This window comes from Luteimonas rhizosphaerae (assembly GCF_002849595.1).
Taxonomy (GTDB): Bacteria; Pseudomonadota; Gammaproteobacteria; order Xanthomonadales; family Xanthomonadaceae; genus Luteimonas; species Luteimonas cellulosilyticus.
The window spans coordinates 37,858-55,421 of sequence record NZ_NRQR01000007.1 but is presented as its reverse complement, the minus strand read 5'-3'; the positions used below and the strand labels follow the sequence as shown (position 1 = coordinate 55,421).

Below are 17,564 nucleotides of genomic sequence, written 5' to 3'. Positions count from 1 at the left end.
GGCATCGGGGCGAGCGATCGAACGCCAGTGCAGCAGAGCACCTGATCCAACAGAACGGAGACCGCGCCGACTTGAGGCGAGCGCCACGCCGCGCACCCGCGGTATGCCCCCAACCCGCGCCTTGCTACGATGCCGCCCGTCGGGCCTATAGCTCAATGGTTAGAGCAGAGGACTCATAATCCTTTGGTTCCAGGTTCGAGTCCTGGTGGGCCCACCACTCGCGGTGACTTCGCGAAATCTTACGCATCGGCCGCTACAGTGCCGCCTGATCCTGAATACGCGGGAATGTGCTTTGAAACGACGTGATGTATTGGCGGGTGCGATGGCGCTGCCGTTGGCCGGGGGCTGGTGGTCGGCGCTGGCGGCGACGACGACAGGACCCGCGGACGCATTCTCGGACGACACGGTCGTCGAACTGGCGCGGGCGCTGGCGGCCGACGCTTATGTCGCACCTGACACCGCATTGCCCGCCTCGCTCGCCGGGGCCGACTACGACCAGTACCGCAACTTCCGGTTCCGCCCCGATCGTGCCCTGTGGCGTGGGGACGGGGTGCCGTTCCAGGCGCAATTCTTCCACCGCGGCTTCCTTTTCAGGCCGCGTATCGAGATCCGGGTCGTCGAGGACGGTCGGGCGCGCTCGTTGCCGTTCACCACGCAGGACTTCGATTACAGCCCCGGCGCCGCGCCGCCGCTGGACGATATCGGTTTCGCGGGGTTCCGCCTGCATGGCCCCCTGAACGGTCCCGACTACTACGACGAACTCTGTGCCTTCCTCGGCGCGAGCTACTTCCGCGCCGTGGCGCAGGGACTCGGTTACGGGCTGTCCGCGCGCGGGCTGGCGATCGGCACCGGCGATCCGGCGCCGGAGGAATTCCCGGTGTTCCGTGCGTTCTGGCTGCATCGTCCGCAACCGGGTGCAGCGTCGATCCGTGTCGACGCCCTTCTCGACAGTCCCAGCGTCGCCGGCGCATTCCGGTTCTCGATCACACCGGGCCGGGAGACCGTGTTCGATGTCGACGCGCGCCTCTTCCCGCGGGTCGAGATCGCCGCGCCCGGCATCGCGCCGCTGACCAGCATGTTCCAGTTCGACGCCGGCGATCGCGTCGGCATCGACGACTACCGCCCGGCCGTCCACGACTCCGACGGGCTCGCGATGCTGACCGGCACCGGCGAGCAGGTCTGGCGCGCACTCGGCAATCCGGCGGCCCTGCAGCACAGCGGCTTCCAGGACCGGGCGTCGCGGGGCTTCGGTTTGATGCAGCGCAAACGCACCTTCGCCGAGTTCCAGGACGCGGAGGCAGGCTACGAGCGCCGCCCGGGCGCCTGGATCGAACCGCTCGACGACTGGGGCACCGGCGAAGTCCATCTGGTCGAGATTCCGACCGCCGACGAATACCACGACAACATCGTCGCCTTCTGGCGGCCTGCCGCGCCGCTCGCCGCGGGAACCGAATCGCGTTGGCGCTACCGGATCCACTGGACCGCCGGTCATGTCTGGCTGCCGCAACTGGCGACCGTCAGCGCGACCCGCATCGGAGCGGTCCCGAAGACCACGACCGGTTCGCGGCTCTGCATCATCGATCTCGATGGCGGTGCGGTGCTCGAGGGCGACACGCTGCCCGTGATCGAGGCTGCGGCATCGGCCGGCACCTTGCGCAATCCTGTGATCCATCGGCGTCCCGACGGCGGCTGGCGCGTGAGTGTCGAGCTCGAACCGCAGGGCGCGACGGTCGTCGAGCTGCGCATGCGCCTGTTGCATGCGGGCGCTCCCTATTCGGAAACGTGGTTGTACCGGTGGACCGCATGACCACGTCGACCACCACGCAATCCACGGCGATGCCGTCCGAGTCGCCGGTCGCGATGCCGGTGCAGTCGCTGACGGTGGGACGCCTCGACACACGCCCGCGGCCGTCGTCGCCGCGGGGCATGGGCTGGCGCCGGGCGTCGATCGTCGTGACCGCGGCCCTGCTGACGGTGATCGCGACGTACCAGATCTGGTGGCTGCTGCGCGTCGGCGGGATCGACGTGCTCGAAGGCCTGCTGCTGCTGGTCTTCGTGCCGCTGTTCGCGTGGATCGTGCAGTCGTTCACCAGTTCGCTCGCGGGTTTCGTGCTGGTGCTGATGCGACGGCCTGCGCGTCTGGGTATCGATCCTGCACGACCGCTGCCGCCGCTCTCTGTGCGCACGGCGCTGTTGATGCCGACCTACAACGAGGATCCCGAACGCCTGCTGGCCGGGCTCGAGGCGATCCGCGAATCGCTGCAGGACACGGGGCTGGGCGACCGTTTCGATCTGTTCGTGCTCAGCGATACGCGCGATGCCGGCATCCATGCGCGCGAAGTGAAGGCTTTCGAGCGCCTGCGCGCGCGGACCGGGGCGCAGAACCTGTTCTACCGGCGCCGCGACGACAACCACGAACGCAAGGCCGGCAACATCGCCGACTGGGTGCGTCGCTGGGGCGGGGCGTATCCGCAGTTCCTGATCCTCGATGCCGACAGCCTGATGACGGGCGACACCCTGGTGCGGCTGGCCGACGCGATGGCGCGCAACGACGACGTCGCGCTGATCCAGACCCTGCCGGTCATCGTCAACGGCGCGACGGTGTTCGCGCGCATGCAGCAGTTCTCCGGTCGCATGTACGGGCCGGTGATCGCGCATGGCGTGGCCTGGTGGCACGGCGCAGAGAGTAACTACTGGGGCCACAACGCAATGATCCGCACGGCCGCCTTCGCGGCGCACGCCGGACTGCCCGCGCTGCAGGGCACGGTGCCGTTCCGCGGCAACGTGCTGAGCCACGATTTCGTCGAGGCGGCGCTGATGCGCCGAGGCGGCTGGGCGCTGCACATGATTCCGACGCTCGAGGGCAGCTACGAGGAAGGCCCGCCGTCGCTGACCGACATGCTGGTCCGCGACCGGCGCTGGTGCCAGGGCAACCTGCAGCATGGCGGCGTGCTGCCGACGCGCGGCCTGCATTGGGTCAGCCGGTGGCATCTGCTGATCGGCATCGGCCATTACCTGACCGCGCCGCTGTGGGCGATGCTGATACTCGTCGGCCTGGCCATTCCACTGCAGCACGGCATTCCGGGCCAGGACGGCTTCTCCGCCGCGGGGTACTGGATGGCGCTCGATCCCGACCGCTTCCTCGCCGTGTTCCTGCTGACGATGGGCATGCTGTTCGCGCCCAAGGTCATGGGCTACGTCGTGACCCTGCTCGACCCGCGCATGCGCCGCGGCTGTGGCGGCGCGCTGCGCAGCTTGGTCAGCGTGCTGATCGAAAACGTCTTCGCCGCACTGATGGCGCCGGTGACGATGTACGTGCAGTCGCGCGGCGTGGCCGAAGTGCTCGCCGGCCGCGACTCGGGCTGGGATGCGCAGCAGCGCGACGACGGCCGTCAGACGTTCGGCGACCTGTGGCGCAACTACCGCGGCACCACGTTGCTCGGTCTGGTCATGGGTGTGGCCGCATGGTGGATGTCGCCCGGGTTGGCGCTCTGGATGTCGCCGGTGATCGTGGGGCTGGCCGCGTCGATTCCGATCGTGCGGCTGACGTCGTCGCGGCGGATCGGCTTGTGGATGCGCCGCGTCGGCCTGTTCTCGACGCCGGAAGAACGCGATCCGCCGCGCGTGCTGGTGCGGGCGAGCGAGCTGCGCGCGGAAGTGGCCGAGGCCGCCGCCAACGCCCGTCTCGACTGACGCCGCCGCGCGCCGGTCCCGGGCCAGCGTCTACACTGGCCCGCCCCGTTTCGACAGGACCGCATGGACACCACCGCATTGCTCGAGTGCATCGAACGCGAGACCGGCGCCGAGCCGCAGTGGAGCGTGATCTGGCTGCACGGCCTCGGCGCCGACGGCCACGATTTCGTCCCGATCCTGCCCGAACTGCTGCGGCCCGACTGGCCCGCGATCCGTTTCCTGTTTCCGCATGCCCCGCACCGCGCGGTGACGATCAACAACGGCGCGCGCATGCGGGCCTGGTACGACATCGTCGATTTCGACCTGGCCAACCGCGCCGACGAAACCGGCGTGCTGGAATCGGTCGCGCAGATCGACGCATTGATCGCCCGCGAAGCCACGCGCGGCGTGCCGGCCTCGCGCATCGTGCTGGCCGGCTTCTCGCAGGGCGGCGCGGTGACGCTGGCCGCGGGGCTGCGTCGGCGTGAGCCCTTGGCCGGCCTGATCGGTCTGTCGACCTACATGCCTGCGGCCCGTGGCGCGCAGGCTGCGCGGGTCGCCGGCGCGGAACGCCAGCCGGTGTTCATGGCGCACGGCACCCAGGATCCGGTCGTGCCGCCGATCGCCGGCGAACAGAGCGCGACGCTGCTGCGCTCGCTCGGCTTCGACGTGCAGTGGCACACCTACCCGATGCCGCATTCGGTCTGCGCCGAAGAGATCGTCGCCGTCGGGGACTGGCTCACGCAGCGCTTCGCGGCCGGCTGACATGGGCACGCCGGCACCCGACGGTGTCTGGCTGCCGGACCTGTGCCGGCTGCCGCGACTCGCGACGATGCTCGGCCTGGCGCAGGTCACCGTGGTCGTCGTCGCGCTGGTGCCCAACGCCACGCCGGCCTGGGATGCGCGCGGGTTCGTCACCGCCAGCGGCTATGCGTTGTGGCTCGCCCTGTCGGTCTCGGTGTTGCTGTGCGCGTCGCGCAAACGCCTGTCGCGGCTGCCGATGCGGCTGGGCGCGTTGCTGGCCGTCGCGCTGGCGATGCTGGTGGCGGGCGTGGCGGCGGCCATCGTGCACGGCCTGTTCGCGAGCATCGAGAGCGACGGCGCGCTGCCCGGATTCGGCCGCTTCGTGCTGGGCAGCGCCGCGGTCGTCGCGCTGCTGACGGCGATCGCGCTGCGCTACTTCTACATCATCGATCGCTGGCAGGGGCAGGTCGCCGCGCAGGCGCGGGCGGAAGCCGATGCGCTGCAGGCGCGGATCCGCCCGCATTTCCTGTTCAACAGCATGAACATGATCGCGACCCTGCTGCGCCGCGACCCGGTCGTCGCGGAACGCGCGGTGCTGGACCTGTCGGATCTGTTCCGCGCCGCGCTCGGCGCCGGCGAGGGCAGCTCGACGCTGGCCGAAGAGGTCTCACTGGCGGAGCGCTATCTGTCGATCGAGCAGCTGCGCCTCGGCGACCGCCTGCAGGTGGCCTGGGACACGCCCGGCGCACTGCCGTGGGCGCTGCCGATGCCGCGCCTGGTACTGCAGCCGATCCTGGAGAACGCCGTTCTGCACGGCATTTCGCGCCTGCCCGAAGGCGGCACGATCGCTGTGCGCCTGACGATGGCGGACGGCGTGCTCGCCATCGGCGTGTCCAATCCGTCGCTGGCTCCCGACACCGCCCCGGCGCAGGGCGCCGGCCACGCGCAGCGCAGCATCGCGCAGCGGCTCGGCTTCGCGTTCGGCCCGCGCGCGCGCATGCGCTACGGGTGGAGCGACGGCCGCTACGCCTGCACCATCGAACTGCCGGTGCCGCCGGATGCGGCCTTGCAGCGCTCCTGCGAACGCGGGCCGTGACGCGCGACCCCGCCGACATCGGGGTCAGCCGGTAGCGGCCGTTGTGAGGTGATGACATGAGGGTGCTGCTGATCGAGGACGAACCCGAACTGGCGGACGCCTTGCGCGTCGTGCTGGCGCGGGAGCGTTACATCGTCGATCACGCCGACCGGCTGGCGACGGCGCGCGAAGCCGCGGCGCTGGCCACCTTCGATCTGGTGCTGTTGGATCGCACGCTGCCCGACGGCGAAGGCCTGTCGCTCGTGCCCGTGCTGCGTGCGGCGAATCCCGGCGTGCCGATCATCGTGCTGAGCGCACGTGGCGACGTGCCCGACCGGATCGCCGGCCTCGACGAAGGCGCCGATGACTACCTCATCAAGCCGTTCTCGATCGACGAAATGCTCGCGCGCATCCGCGCATTGCGCCGGCGCCCCGCCGACCTGGCCGGGGAAACGATCCACGCGGGCGCACTGGTGTTCGATCTGTCCAACGAGGAGGTCGTGGTGGACGGCCTGCGCCTGGACCTGCCCCGTCGCGAGCTGCGCGTGCTGGCGGCGTTGCTCAAGCGCCGCGGCAGGACCGTGCTGCGCGAGTCGCTCGAGCAGGCGGTGTTCGGCTTCGACAACGCGGTGCAATCGAACACGCTGGATTCGCACATCTCACGGCTCCGGCGCAAGCTGGCCGACGCGGGCGCCGGCCTCGAGATCCACGCGATCCGCGGTGTCGGCTATCTGCTGCGCGAGTCGACCTGATGCCGATGTTCTCCTCGCTGAAGCGGCCGTTGATCGTCCTGCCGCTGGTGTTCCATCTGTCGACGTTGCTGCTCTCGTTCGCGGTACTGCTCGCGGTGGCGATACGTCTGGACAGCGGCGGCCCGTACACCGACGAACAGATCACACCGGTGATCGCGCGCGCCCTCGTGCGCGCCGACGATGGCGGCCTCGCACTCCGCAGGACGCCGGAACTGGCCGAGCTGCAGGCGGCGACGCCGGACCTGTGGTTCGTGGCCGAGGACGATGCCGGGCGGCGCGTCGGATTCGGCGACATGCCCATCCATTACGCGTCGCTGCTCGGCCGGCTCGGCGATCTGTCGTATGCCCAGCTGCGCGCCCGCGAAGCGCCGTATGCGCTGGCCGCCGTGATCCGCCGCGAGGCGTCGCCGGCGGGGCCGGTGACGATCCTCGGGCACGGCAAGCTCAACGAGCTGGGCATCATCGTGCTGCTGGCGACCAACGTCGTCATCGTCCCGATCTTCCTGCTGCTGGCGCTCACGTCGCTGCTGGTCACGCCGTGGGTGGTGCGACGGTCGCTCGCCGGGCTGTCGCACATCGCGGGCGAGGCCGCGCAGATCGACGTCGACCGGCGCGGGCGTCGCCTGAGCGAGGCCCAGGTGCCGACCGAGATTGCGCCGCTGGTGCGCGCGGTGAACGACGCACTGCGGCGCCTCGACGAGGGCTACGAGCAGCAGCGGCGCTTCATCGCCTCCGCGGCGCACGAACTGCGCACGCCCATCGCGGTGCTGCAGGCCAAGGTCGACGCGGCCGCGTCCGCGGAAACACGCCGCCTCGCCACCGACGTGCAGCGTCTCGCCACCCTGAGCGAGCAACTGCTCGACCTGCAACGACTCGATACCGACATGCAGGACGAGGCCCTCGATCTGGCGGCGCTCGTGCGGCGTGTCGTCGCCGACCTGGCGCCGCTGCTGATCGCGTCCGAGCGGACCATCGAAGTGCGGATCGAGGCGCCACTGCCGTGTCGCGGCGATGCCGCGGCGCTCGAGCGCGTGGTGACCAATCTCGTCCAGAACGCGGCCGAACACGGCGGGCGCCATGTCGTCGTCCGCGTCCGCGGTGCCGGCTTCGAGGTCGAGGACGATGGCCCGGGAATTCCGCCCGAAGAACGCGAGCGCGTCTTCGAGCCGTTCCATCGACTGCGCCCACGTGCAACGGGAAGCGGTCTCGGCCTCAACCTGGTGCAGCAGGTGGTCGAGCGCCATGGCGGACGCGTGTCGATCACCGATGCGGTGGGCGGCGGCACGCGCGTGCGCGTGGACCTGGCGCCGCCGTGAGCCTGCCCTTGCCGACGATGTCGTGGGAGCGCTGGCAGCGGTCGACCACGGGCTCGGCTGTGCGTGCACTGGAGAGGGCGACGACCGCTTGCGTCGGCGCGTCGCCCGCTGCGTGCAATGCGGCACGCCACGTGGTGCACAGGATCGGACGCGCGTTTCGGCACGACGGCTGGCGCGCCAACCGCCGTGCGTTCACGACGCCCGATACCCTGCATGCGGCGAATGCCGGGCGGCGCGCGGCGCCACGCGGGCGCCGCGACATGCTCACCGGTCCAGTGGCCGCTTGAAGAAGTAATGCAGCACGAAATGCCCCGGTGACGCGACCGCGACCAGTTCCCATCCCTGCACGCCCAGTGCGCGCAGCGCGTCGGTGTCGAGCGTCTGGTCGACGACGAGATAATCCCAGCGCATGTCGTCAGCGCCTCGCCTTGGCGCGCGACGCGTCCGGGCGCTGCCCGGACGTGTGTTGCATGGCGGTGGCTGCGTGGCGCGTGCGTCGCGACGGACGCAGCGCGTGGCGTCGTCGGCACGTGTCGTGCGGCCACGCGCCGGCGCGCGCGGTCACGGGTCCGCGTTCGAGATGGGCATCCTGTCGCAACCGCATGGAACCCGTGCGCATCAACGGTCGCCCGTCCCGCACTCGCGCCGGTCGGGATCGCGATCGCAGCGCTGCTTGCGCGCCCGGTCGCTCATGATCTGCGCGTCTCGGGCGATCTCCGACGTCAGGCGGGTCTTTTCCAGCGACTCGCGATCCCGGTCGTCGCGCCGCCGCTGCTGCGTGAGCATGCAGTCGGTGTAGGCGCGCGAGCCGCGATCGGAGCCGAAACTGGCGCAGGTGCCGGCATCTTCCTGCAGGTTCGCATACTGGCGCTCGGCGCCGGAGACGCAGCCGGCCAGGCTGGCGACCAGCACGGCAGCGAATGGGAACAAGAGCGGGATTCGCCGGCGGGCGCGGGCAGGGGATTGCAGCATCGGGGTGTCTCCGGTTGAACGTGTGGGGGAGGTGGTCCGGCAGCGGTGCGTCCGTGCCCCGGGCCGCCGGAGTGGCAGGGAAACAGGCGAGGATTGCGGGAACATGGCGTCGGCTGCGTGGCCGGCTCGTGGCCCGTCGACGCGGGGCGTCACGATCCAGGCTGGCGGCGCGTGCAGCGCCCTGGTTCGGTTCGGCTGGATTCGCGACATGCGTATGGGCGGGTCCGCTGTCGGGCCCGCATTCCGCGCCGCTTTCGTCCGATCAGGGCCACCTCCGTGCCGTGCCTCGGGGGGCCTCCGGGTGGAACACGGACCCCGATACGTGCACCATCGGAGCGCCGGTGCCGAGGGAGGGCGCGATGCGAATTCTGGGAGAACGCAGGCCATGAAGGTGGTGATCGCGGATGACGAACCGCTCGCGCGCGAGCGGCTCCGGCTGCTGCTGACGCAGCTGGGCGGCATCGAGATCGTGGCCGAAGCCGGCGACGGCCGCGCCACGCTCGAGGCCTGCGCGGCGCACGATCCCGCGCTGGTGCTGCTGGACATCGCGATGCCCGGCATCGACGGGCTCGAGGTCGCGCGCCACCTGAGCGCATTCGAGCCGCGACCGGCGGTCGTGTTCTGCACCGCCTACGACGCCCACGCGTTGATGGCGTTCGAGGCGGCCGCGGTCGATTACCTGGTCAAGCCGGTGCGGCCGGAACGGCTGCAGGCCGCGCTCGAACGCGCGCGCACCTACAACGCCGGGCGCGACAGCGTGGCCGGCGCGCCGTCGCAGAAACACCGCACGCACCTGTGTGCGCGCCTGCGCGGCAGCCTGCGACTGATTCCGATCGAGGAAATCCGCTACCTGCAGGCCGAAGAGAAGTATGTCGTCGTGCACCACGCGCGCGGCGAAGACCTGGTCGAGGAATCGCTGAAGTCGCTCGAGGACGAATTCGGCGCGCGTTTCCTGCGCATCCACCGCAATTGCCTGGTCGCACGCCACGAGCTGGTCGAGCTGCGCCGCGATCTCGAAGGACACGTGCACGCCGTGCTGCGCCACGGCGACAAACCGCTGGAAGTGAGCCGGCGCTGCGTGACGCCGCTGCGCGAGGTCGTACGCCAGCGCTGAGCGGCGGATGCGTGGCGCAGGCGTCGCGCGGCGCATGCGGGATCGGACGCACACCGCGCGGTGTCGGCGCAGCTCGTGTCCCCGCATCGGGTCAGGTGACGCCCCGGAAATTGCCGCGATTCGCGTCGCGACCGGACGATCGCGGATAATGCGCGCATGGATCGTCTGCGTATCGCCACCCGCAAGAGCCCGCTCGCGTTGTGGCAGAGCGAACACGTCGCCACGCTGCTGCAGGCGCTCGCGCCGGAACTCGAGGTCGTGCTGGTGCCGATGAGCACCCGCGGCGACGAGGTGCTCGACCGCTCGCTGGCGGCGATCGGCGGCAAGGGCCTGTTCCTCAAGGAACTCGAGATCGCGATGGCCAACGGCGACGCCGACTGCGCCGTGCATTCGCTGAAGGACGTGCCGATGTGGCTGGAGCCGGGCTTCATGCTGCCGGCGATCCTGGCGCGCGCCGATCATGCGGACGCGTTCGTCAGCAACACGCATGCGTCGATCGAAGCGCTGCCGCCGGGTGCGCGCGTCGGCACGTCGTCGTTGCGGCGACAGGCGCAGCTGCGCGCACGCCGGCCCGACCTGGTGCTCGCCGACCTGCGCGGCAACGTCAACACGCGACTGGCGAAGCTCGACGCCGGCGATTACGACGCCATCGTGCTGGCCTGCGCCGGACTCGACCGGCTCGGCCTCGGGCATCGCATCAGCCTGCGGCTGGATGCGCCGGACTGGCTGCCGGCGCCGGCGCAGGGCGCGATCGCGATCGAATGCCGCGACGACACGCCGGCGGTGCAGACGCTGCTGGCGCGACTCGACGACCGCTTCACCCGCACCCAGGTCGAGGCCGAGCGGGCGATGAATCGCGCCCTGCACGGCAGCTGTCACGTGCCGGTGGCGGCATTCGCGCAGCTGCACGACGGGCGGCTGCAGCTGTCGGGCCTCGTGGGCTCGGCCAGCGACGGGCAGCTGGTCCGGGCCTCGGGCGAGGCGGCGGCCGGTGCGGCGGAATCGCTGGGTTCGGAAGTCGCCGCGCGCCTGCTCGCCGCGGGCGCCGGTGCGTTCCTGCCCGGCTGAGCCCCGCAAGCCGCGCGATCAGAACGTGTAGCGGACCCGCAACGAGCCTTCGCTGTCGGTGCTGCCCTTGCCGCCGTTGCCGAGCGTGTCGTGCCGCAGCTCGAAGTCCGAACGCAGCGTCCACTGCGGAAACAGCTCGTAGTCGAACGCGAGCGTCTGGCGCAGGAAGGTGTTCTCGCGGCCCGTCTCCACCTGCACCTGCTGGGTGAACGAGGCGCGCCGGCCCAGCTCCTGGGACAGCTGCATGCGGCCGCGCGCGACCGGCCCCATTGCCGCGGTGCCGAAGTCGGTATAGGGCTCGATCCGCAGGCCGGTGCCGAACTCCAGCTGCAGGGTGGTCTGCGGGCTGCGGATCGCCTCGATGCCGTAGCTCGTGTCCCATTTCACGTGATTGCCGCCCGAGCGGAAGCTGTCGCGCTGCGAGAACGGCGAGTACAGCGCGATCGGCTGCCGGTTGGGCAGCTTCACCAGCGGCGCGGCGACCGTCTTGGGGCGCACGCCCGGGGCGCGGGGCTGCCAGATGCGCTCGCGGGTCGCGACCGGCTGCCATTCGGCATCCCGGCACTGCAGCGCGTAGCACGGCCGGCGCATCGACACCTGCCGCGACGCGACCGCGACGATCGCAGCCTCCTCGGGCGCCGCCGGGAAAGGCTGCGTGTAGATCGGCAGGCCTGCGATGGCCAGCCACCATCCGGCAAACATGGCGGTCCATTCATGTAATCGATTACAGGTCAGTATGCCGCGGCCGGATGACGCTTCCAAGTCCGCACGCGCCGCGTGTTCCGCAACGCGACAGGAATCACGGCGCCGGTGCGGCCGCCGGCACGTGGCCCGCCGTTGCCGATCCCGGGGCGGCGAGCAGGCCGCGCGCGACGGCCGCGGCGGCCAGCAGACCGACGCTGGTCGCCAGCAGCAACGCCGGCGCCGGCACCACGCGCAGACCCGACAGCAGCCAGGCCGCCAGCGGCGAGCCGAGGAACAGTCCGGCGGTCAGCACGCGCCGGCGTGTCGCATCGCGACGCCCCCGCGTGGTGTCCCGTCCCGTCCCCGTCCCGCGATCGAGCTCGCGCCATTGCACCCACAGGCACAGCGCGAGCAGACCGCCGAGCACGGTCAGCGTCAGCAGCATCGCGCCGACGTCCCGCCCGGTGGGGAACAGCAGGCTCATCAGCAGATACAGCAGCGCCAGCCCGCCCGTCAGCGCGGTCAGCAGCTGGATCGGAAGCGCCAGCGGATGCCGCCATGCGGCCGTTGCGGTGTCCTCGCGTTCGCCGAGCCCGGCCGCGACGGCGGTCGCGACGCACGTCGCCAGCACGGCGATGGCGAGCAGCGTCTGGATCACGCCGCGCGCGGGAATCGCCAGGCCGGTCTGCAGGACGAGCACCAGCGGCGCCGTCAGCACCAGCACCAGCAGCGACAGCCGGGCGGCGCGCACCGTCCAGGCCGACCGCGGTGTTTCCGCGCGGGCCCGCAGGCGTCGCCGGGCTGGCGCCGCGATCAGGCCGACCAGCACCAGTACGCCGCCGATCGACAGGGCCAACCACTGCAGCGGCTGCAGCGATGTCGTCGCGCCGCCGCGGAATTGCAGCAGCGCGATCGTCACCGCGGTCCACGTCGACAGGCCGAGGCCGAAGGCGGACAGGGCGCGCAGCAGACTGCTCGGAACGGACGACGGCATGCAGCAACCCCGGACGCGTGGCGTGGCCGCCAAGCCTGCCACGGGGCCGGACGGCAGCCCAGTGCCGCCGTGCGGCGCAGGTCTCAGAACGGGAAGAAGCGCGGGATCAGCAGCGTCGCGGCGATCAGGAAGATGATGTTGAGCGGCATGCCGACCTTGACGAAATCGCGGAAGCGGTAGCCGCCGGCGGTGTAGACCATCGTGTTGGTCTGGTAGCTGATCGGCGTGGCGAAGCTCGTCGACGCGGCGAACGCGACCGCGACCAGGAACGGCTTGGCATCGACGCCCATCGATTCGGCGGTCGCCAGCGCGATCGGCACGACGAGCACCGCCGATGCGTTGTTGCTCATGAACTCGGTCAGCGCCGACGTCATCAGGTACACCGCGGCCAGGGTCGCGACCGGCCCGTGATGGCCGACCACGTTGAGCAGCGAGGTCGCGGCCAGTGCGGCGCCGCCGGTCTTCTGCAGCGCGACGCCGAGCGGGATGATGCCGGCCAGCAACAGGATCACGCGCCAGTCGATGGCCTGGTAGGCCTCGTCGGGATCGATCAGCCGGAGCACGACGAGCGCGATGCAGCCCAGCAGCGCCGAGGCCACGATCGACATCCAGCCCAGCGCCGCGGCCGCGATCACCGCGACCATGACGATCGCCGACAGCGTCGCCTTGGTCGGATCGACCTTCCGCTGGGCGTGGGCGCCGAGCACGATCAGGCCCCGGTCGACGCGCAGTTCGTCGATCGCGCGCGTCGGCGCATCGAGCAGCAGCACGTCGCCGACGGCCAGCGAGACCTGGTCGAGCGGCTGGCGGATCGCCAGCTGGCGGCGGTGCAGGCCGTGCACGCGGGCGCGGTAGGTGTGGCCGAAGCGCATGCCGGCGAGGGTGTGGCCGACCAGGTGCGAGCCCGGCGAGACCATCGCCTCGACATGCAGGCGCTCGGCCGCGATGTCGCCGTCGAGATCGCGCGCCACCCGGTCGAACTGCAGCTTCAGCGCCTTGCGCGTCGCCTGGATGTGCTGCCATTCGCCGCGCAGCAGCAGATGGTCGCCGGCCTGCACGATGGCGTCGTCGCCGTGCACCGTCCGTCCCTTGCGCAGCACTTCGAGCACCAGCACGTCGTCGTGGCCGTCGCCGAGCGCGAGCGGGCCGGGCCGGCCGATCACCGGCGACGCTTCGGACACCACGAGTTCGGCGACGTAGCGGCCGACATGCTCGGAGGTGTCGCCGCCGGGAATGCCGCGGTCAGGCAGCAGGAAGCGGCCGACGGTCAGCAGGTAAACCATGCAGATGCCGACGAAGATCACCCCCAGCGGCGCGAACTCGAACAGCGTGAACCCGACCCCCGCGGTCTCGCGCGCCATCGAGTCGACCAGCAGGTTCGTCGACGTGCCGATCAGCGTGCACACGCCGGCGGCCTGCGAGATGTAGGACAGTGGGATCAGGAACTTCGACGGCGCCCAGCGGTTGGCCGTCGTCGCCGCGAGCACCAGCGGCAGGAACACCGCGACGGTCGCGGTGTTGTTGACGAACGCGGCCACGCCCGCGACCAGGCACATCATCACCAGCAGGAACAGCCACGGCCAGCGGATGCGCGCGAGCAGGTCACCGACCGACACCAGCGCGCCGTTGCGCTGCAGCGCGCCGCTGAGCACGAACATCGCCGCGACCATCACCGTCGCCTGGTTGCTGAAACCCGCCAGCGCCTCGGGTAGCGTGACCACGCCGAGCACCAGCAGCGACACCGTGACCAGCAGGGCGACGACATCGACGCGCAGTTTCTCGGAAATGAAGAGATAGATCGCGCCGGCCATCACGGCCAGCGTCAACCACAGATCGATGCGGGACGGATCCATCGAACGCGAGTTCCTCGAAGAAGCGGATTGCGCGCGATCGGGGCCGCGGCGACGGCGCCTATGATCGGCAGGACGACGCGGGATGTCGATGCGCCGCGATGGTGGCAGTGGCGGCGTGAAGGCGCGCCGGCACGGGCGCGGCATCGGCGGGCGCGGTGGTGCGATGGGATACTGGCGGCCTCTCCGTCGCCGAGTCACGCCGTGTCCGAGTCCACCTCTCCTGCTGTCGATGTCGCCGTGATCGGTGGCGGCGCGTCCGGCGCCCTGGTGGCCTGGCATCTGCTCGGCGATGCGACGCTGCGGGTCGCGCTGATCGAACCCCGCGCACAGGTGGCGCAAGGCACGGCCTATGCGACGGCGCGAGGCGAACACCTGCTCAACGTCAACGCCGCGCGGATGAGCGCCTTCGACGCGACGCCCGACGATTTCCTGCAGTTCCTGCAGACGCAGCCGGAAGCGCAGGGGCGCGAGACCGCATCGCTGGCGACGGGCTTCGCGCCGCGTCGCGTCTACGGCCGGTATCTCGCCGGGCGACTGGCGGCGCATCCGAATGCGGGCGCGCTGGCGCGCTGGACGGACACCGTCGTCGACATCGCGCCGGTGGCGCAGGGCCTGCAGCTGACGCTGGCGTCCGGGCAGATCCTGCGCGCGCGCGCAGCGGTGCTCGCGACGGGCAACCTGCCGGCGGCGCTGCCCCTGCCGCGCGGCGCCACACCGCCCGGGCATGGCGTCGTGGAGGCCTGGGATTACGCGGGAGTCGCCGCGATCGATCCGGGCGCGGATGTCGGCATCGTCGGCGCCGGGCTGAGCATGGTGGACGTGGTGCTGACGCTGCACGCGAACGGACACTGTGGCCGCATCACCGCGCTGTCGCGGCACGGCCTGCTGCCGCTGGGGCACGCGCCCGGTACGGTCCCGCAGGCCGGTGGCGTGGACGCGCTGCTGCCGCTGGGCACGCGCGCGCGCTTGCGCGTGGTCCGCGACTGGGTGGCCGAGGCGACGGCGCAGGGCCGTCCCTGGCAGGACGTGCTCGAGCGCCTGCGCCCGCAGGTGACTCGCCTGTGGACCACGCTGTCGGCGGCCGAGCAGCGCCGGTTCCTGCGGCATGTGGTGCGGCTGTGGGACATTCATCGCCATCGCATCGCACCGGAGGTCGCGGCGCTGCTGGCGACCTTGCGCGAGAGGGGAGGCTTCGCCCTGCACGCGGGGCGGGTGCAGCGCATCGAGCCGGGCCCGCCGCTGCGCGTGCACTGGCAGCCACGCGGCGGCGCGCCTGCCGAAACGCTTGCGGTCGATGTCGTCGTCAATGCGACCGGCATGGAGAAGCGGCTGGCGCGTGCACCCGGGGCGCTGCTGCCGGCGCTGCAGGCGCGCGGACTGGTCCGGCCGGGGCCGCACGACATCGGCATCGACACCACGGCGGAAGGACAGCTGGTCGGTGCGGACGGCGCGCCGGTGCCGGGCCTGTGGACGCTCGGCGCCCTGCGCATCGGCAGCCTGTGGGAAAGCATCGCGATGCCGGAACTGCGTGGCCAGGCCGAGCGCGTGGCCGCCGAGGTGCGCGGCGCGCTCGCACACGCGCACCAGGGCTGATCGGCCTCAGCGGCAGTATTGCTGCAGGCGGCGCAGCTCTTCGGCCAGCAACGCCGCGTCGCCGCCGGTGCCCAGGTGCGCGATGTTGCGACGGATGCGCGGGCAGGGATCGCTGGGGCCACCGCCGAACAGGCTGCCGATCGCCAGCACCACGTCTTCGGTCGACAGCGGTTCGCGCATCGCGAAGCGACCGTCAGGCGATGGCGGCGGGCGATGCTGCAGCGGATCGCGAACGAAGTCGGGCGACGGCACCTCGCGGCGCGCCCAGTCGCGGGCCTGTTCGCGAAGCGACGCGCCCGGCGACGGCGCGTCGGCTTCGGGGGCGCCGGCGTCGAGCGACGGTGCGGGATCGGGCGTCGGGTTGCGCGGTCGTGATCCCGTCGTGGCGACTGCGGGCGCGGGCCGACGCTCATGCGGGTCGCGCTGCGCCGGGACTGCTACGGGCGATGGCGATGGCGATGGCGACGCGACCGGGCGTGCGATCCACACGACCTGTAGCGCGGCGCCGGCTGGCGACACGACGGGCGGCTCGCGCGTCTGCCACAGCCACCACCCGGCCGCGGCATGCAAGGCCAGTGTGCCGAGCAACGCCGGGTTCCAGACCGGCTCCCTGTCCCGCTGTCGCGCCATCCCTGACTCCGCGCCGGTGCCCCGTCGCGAGTCTAGGTGCGTCGGGTTAAGCCGGGGTTAGCCGCGGCCGCCGCACCGCGCGCGGTCCGCGACATCGCGGCGACCGCCGGACACGCCATAATCGGCCCATGGACCGATACGAACGCATTCTCTCGCTGCACCGCATCCTCAAGACCTCGCGCTATCCGGTGACGGTCGCCAAGCTGCAGGACGAACTGGAGTGCTCGCGCGCCACCGTCTATCGCGACCTGGCGTTCCTGCGCGATGCCTTGATGGCGCCGGTGATCGGCGACGGCGATGCCGGGTTCCGCTACGACACCGACGACGGCAGTCGCTTCGAGCTGCCGGGCCTGTGGCTCAACTCCGACGAGTTGCACGCCCTGCTGGCCGCGCAGCAGCTGATGTCGCGCAGCAGCGGCGGCGTGCTGTCGAGCGCCCTGGCGCCGTTGCAGTCGCGCATCGAGAAACTGCTCGACGAGCATTCCGCGGGCAAGCAGTGGCCGGTGCAGCGCGTGCGGGTGATTCCGCATCGCGGCCGGCGCATGGACGAGCACGCGTTCCGCAACGTCTGCTCGGCGGTGCTGCAGCGCAAACAGCTGGCGTTCGAATACCGCGCGCGCTCGACCGACGAGAAGACCAAGCGCGTCGTCTCGCCACAGCGCATCACCCATTACCGCGACAACTGGTATCTCGATGCGTGGGACAACGAACGCGATGCGCTGCGCAGTTTCTCGGTCGACCGCATCGCCACCGCGCGCGTGCTCGACACGGCCGCGCGCGACATCGACGACGCCGAACTCGACACCCACCTGGCCGGCAGCTACGGCATCTTCTCCGGGCCGCCGAAGGGCATCGCGACGATCGTCTTCAGCGCGAAGGCCGCGCGCTGGGTCGCCGACGAACACTGGCATTCGCAGCAGCAGGGACGGTTCCTGCCCGACGGCCGGTTCGAGCTAAAGGTGCCCTACAGCGGCGCGCGCGAGCTGCTGATGGACGTGCTGCACTACGGCGCCGACGCCGAGGTCATCGAGCCGGTCGCGCTGCGCGAGCAGGCCCGCTCGCTGTTGATGATGGCGCTGCAGAAGTACGAAGGCTGA

General features: G+C 71.1%; 16 protein-coding genes and 1 tRNA gene. 11 read left to right on the top strand and 6 right to left on the bottom strand.

The window, feature by feature from the left end:
- Positions 1–141 precede the first annotated feature (141 nt).
- The 7 genes from CJ022_RS03485 to CJ022_RS03455 all read left to right on the top strand — a co-directional run bounded on the left by CJ022_RS03485 (position 142) and on the right by CJ022_RS03455 (position 7,559).
- Positions 142–217, top strand: a tRNA-Ile gene (locus CJ022_RS03485).
- 75 nt (positions 218–292) lie between these two features.
- On the top strand, positions 293–1,807 hold the full coding sequence (locus tag CJ022_RS03480; RefSeq protein WP_101925296.1) for a glucan biosynthesis protein: 1,515 nt from the start codon (positions 293–295) through the stop codon (positions 1,805–1,807).
- Positions 1,804–3,693, top strand: a complete 1,890-nt coding sequence (gene mdoH, locus CJ022_RS03475) for a glucans biosynthesis glucosyltransferase MdoH (RefSeq protein ID WP_101925305.1) — start codon at positions 1,804–1,806, stop codon at positions 3,691–3,693. Before CJ022_RS03480 ends, mdoH begins: the two co-directional genes overlap by 4 nt.
- Positions 3,694–3,756: 63 nt before the next feature.
- Positions 3,757–4,437 carry an alpha/beta hydrolase gene (locus tag CJ022_RS03470; RefSeq protein ID WP_101925295.1) on the top strand — a complete coding sequence of 227 codons (681 nt, stop codon included), beginning with the start codon at positions 3,757–3,759 and terminating at the stop codon, positions 4,435–4,437.
- Position 4,438: 1 nt separating this feature from the next.
- Positions 4,439–5,512, top strand: a complete 1,074-nt coding sequence (locus tag CJ022_RS03465; RefSeq protein WP_101925294.1) for a sensor histidine kinase — start codon at positions 4,439–4,441, stop codon at positions 5,510–5,512.
- Positions 5,513–5,568: 56 nt separating this feature from the next.
- Positions 5,569–6,243, top strand: coding sequence for a response regulator transcription factor (locus CJ022_RS03460; protein WP_101925293.1), 675 nt, complete (start codon positions 5,569–5,571; stop codon positions 6,241–6,243).
- Positions 6,243–7,559 carry a sensor histidine kinase gene (locus tag CJ022_RS03455; protein ID WP_101925292.1) on the top strand — a complete coding sequence of 439 codons (1,317 nt, stop codon included), beginning with the start codon at positions 6,243–6,245 and terminating at the stop codon, positions 7,557–7,559. The genes CJ022_RS03460 and CJ022_RS03455 overlap by 1 nt, the downstream gene beginning before the upstream one ends.
- 264 nt (positions 7,560–7,823) lie before the next feature.
- Here CJ022_RS03455 and CJ022_RS17210 read toward each other — a convergent pair whose 3' ends face one another.
- Entirely contained in the window at positions 7,824–7,970 is a 147-nt protein-coding gene (locus tag CJ022_RS17210; protein ID WP_199171428.1) for a hypothetical protein, read from the bottom strand.
- 207 nt (positions 7,971–8,177) lie between these two features.
- Positions 8,178–8,531, bottom strand: coding sequence for a hypothetical protein (locus CJ022_RS03450; RefSeq protein ID WP_101925291.1), 354 nt, complete (start codon positions 8,529–8,531; stop codon positions 8,178–8,180).
- A gap of 385 nt (positions 8,532–8,916) precedes the next feature.
- On the opposite strand from CJ022_RS03450, the gene CJ022_RS03445 reads away from it, so the two are divergent.
- Both CJ022_RS03445 and hemC read left to right on the top strand, forming a co-directional pair.
- Entirely contained in the window at positions 8,917–9,645 is a 729-nt protein-coding gene (locus CJ022_RS03445) for a LytR/AlgR family response regulator transcription factor (protein ID WP_101925290.1), read from the top strand.
- A gap of 156 nt (positions 9,646–9,801) precedes the next feature.
- Positions 9,802–10,713, top strand: coding sequence for a hydroxymethylbilane synthase (gene hemC / locus CJ022_RS03440; RefSeq protein WP_101925289.1), 912 nt, complete (start codon positions 9,802–9,804; stop codon positions 10,711–10,713).
- Positions 10,714–10,731: 18 nt separating this feature from the next.
- Here the strand turns inward: hemC and CJ022_RS03435 are convergent, their stop codons facing one another.
- The 3 genes from CJ022_RS03435 to CJ022_RS16675 form a co-directional block, all read right to left on the bottom strand.
- Positions 10,732–11,415 carry a DUF481 domain-containing protein gene (locus CJ022_RS03435; RefSeq protein WP_101925288.1) on the bottom strand — a complete coding sequence of 228 codons (684 nt, stop codon included), beginning with the start codon at positions 11,413–11,415 and terminating at the stop codon, positions 10,732–10,734.
- A 97-nt stretch (positions 11,416–11,512) separates the two neighbouring features.
- Positions 11,513–12,391, bottom strand: a complete 879-nt coding sequence (locus tag CJ022_RS03430) for a hypothetical protein (protein ID WP_101925287.1) — start codon at positions 12,389–12,391, stop codon at positions 11,513–11,515.
- Between the two features lie 83 nt (positions 12,392–12,474).
- A complete protein-coding gene (locus CJ022_RS16675) occupies positions 12,475–14,244 on the bottom strand; it encodes an SLC13 family permease (protein WP_158238334.1) in 1,770 nt (589 codons plus the stop codon).
- A 201-nt stretch (positions 14,245–14,445) separates the two neighbouring features.
- On the opposite strand from CJ022_RS16675, the gene CJ022_RS16670 reads away from it, so the two are divergent.
- Positions 14,446–15,837 (top strand): FAD/NAD(P)-binding protein, encoded by a 1,392-nt coding sequence (locus tag CJ022_RS16670; RefSeq protein WP_233198585.1) that lies wholly within the window; start codon positions 14,446–14,448, stop codon positions 15,835–15,837.
- Positions 15,838–15,843: 6 nt separating this feature from the next.
- Here CJ022_RS16670 and CJ022_RS03420 read toward each other — a convergent pair whose 3' ends face one another.
- A complete protein-coding gene (locus tag CJ022_RS03420) occupies positions 15,844–16,467 on the bottom strand; it encodes a hypothetical protein (protein WP_143703870.1) in 624 nt (207 codons plus the stop codon).
- A 128-nt stretch (positions 16,468–16,595) separates the two neighbouring features.
- Between CJ022_RS03420 and CJ022_RS03415 the strand changes: the two genes are divergently transcribed.
- Positions 16,596–17,564, top strand: coding sequence for a helix-turn-helix transcriptional regulator (locus tag CJ022_RS03415; protein WP_101925284.1), 969 nt, complete (start codon positions 16,596–16,598; stop codon positions 17,562–17,564).

Coding starts and splice junctions, on each gene's coding strand:
- CJ022_RS03435 (WP_101925288.1), bottom strand. CDS start 11,415: ATGTTTGCCGGATGGTGGCTGGCCATCGCAGGCCTGCCGATCTACACG.
- CJ022_RS03455 (WP_101925292.1), top strand. CDS start 6,243: ATGCCGATGTTCTCCTCGCTGAAGCGGCCGTTGATCGTCCTGCCGCTG.
- CJ022_RS03430 (WP_101925287.1), bottom strand. CDS start 12,391: ATGCCGTCGTCCGTTCCGAGCAGTCTGCTGCGCGCCCTGTCCGCCTTC.
- CJ022_RS16675 (WP_158238334.1), bottom strand. CDS start 14,244: ATGGATCCGTCCCGCATCGATCTGTGGTTGACGCTGGCCGTGATGGCC.
- CJ022_RS03445 (WP_101925290.1), top strand. CDS start 8,917: ATGAAGGTGGTGATCGCGGATGACGAACCGCTCGCGCGCGAGCGGCTC.
- CJ022_RS03420 (WP_143703870.1), bottom strand. CDS start 16,467: ATGGCGCGACAGCGGGACAGGGAGCCGGTCTGGAACCCGGCGTTGCTC.
- CJ022_RS03460 (WP_101925293.1), top strand. CDS start 5,569: ATGAGGGTGCTGCTGATCGAGGACGAACCCGAACTGGCGGACGCCTTG.
- CJ022_RS03450 (WP_101925291.1), bottom strand. CDS start 8,531: ATGCTGCAATCCCCTGCCCGCGCCCGCCGGCGAATCCCGCTCTTGTTC.
- CJ022_RS03470 (WP_101925295.1), top strand. CDS start 3,757: ATGGACACCACCGCATTGCTCGAGTGCATCGAACGCGAGACCGGCGCC.
- CJ022_RS17210 (WP_199171428.1), bottom strand. CDS start 7,970: ATGCGCTGGGATTATCTCGTCGTCGACCAGACGCTCGACACCGACGCG.
- CJ022_RS03415 (WP_101925284.1), top strand. CDS start 16,596: ATGGACCGATACGAACGCATTCTCTCGCTGCACCGCATCCTCAAGACC.
- mdoH (WP_101925305.1), top strand. CDS start 1,804: ATGACCACGTCGACCACCACGCAATCCACGGCGATGCCGTCCGAGTCG.
- CJ022_RS03465 (WP_101925294.1), top strand. CDS start 4,439: ATGGGCACGCCGGCACCCGACGGTGTCTGGCTGCCGGACCTGTGCCGG.
- hemC (WP_101925289.1), top strand. CDS start 9,802: ATGGATCGTCTGCGTATCGCCACCCGCAAGAGCCCGCTCGCGTTGTGG.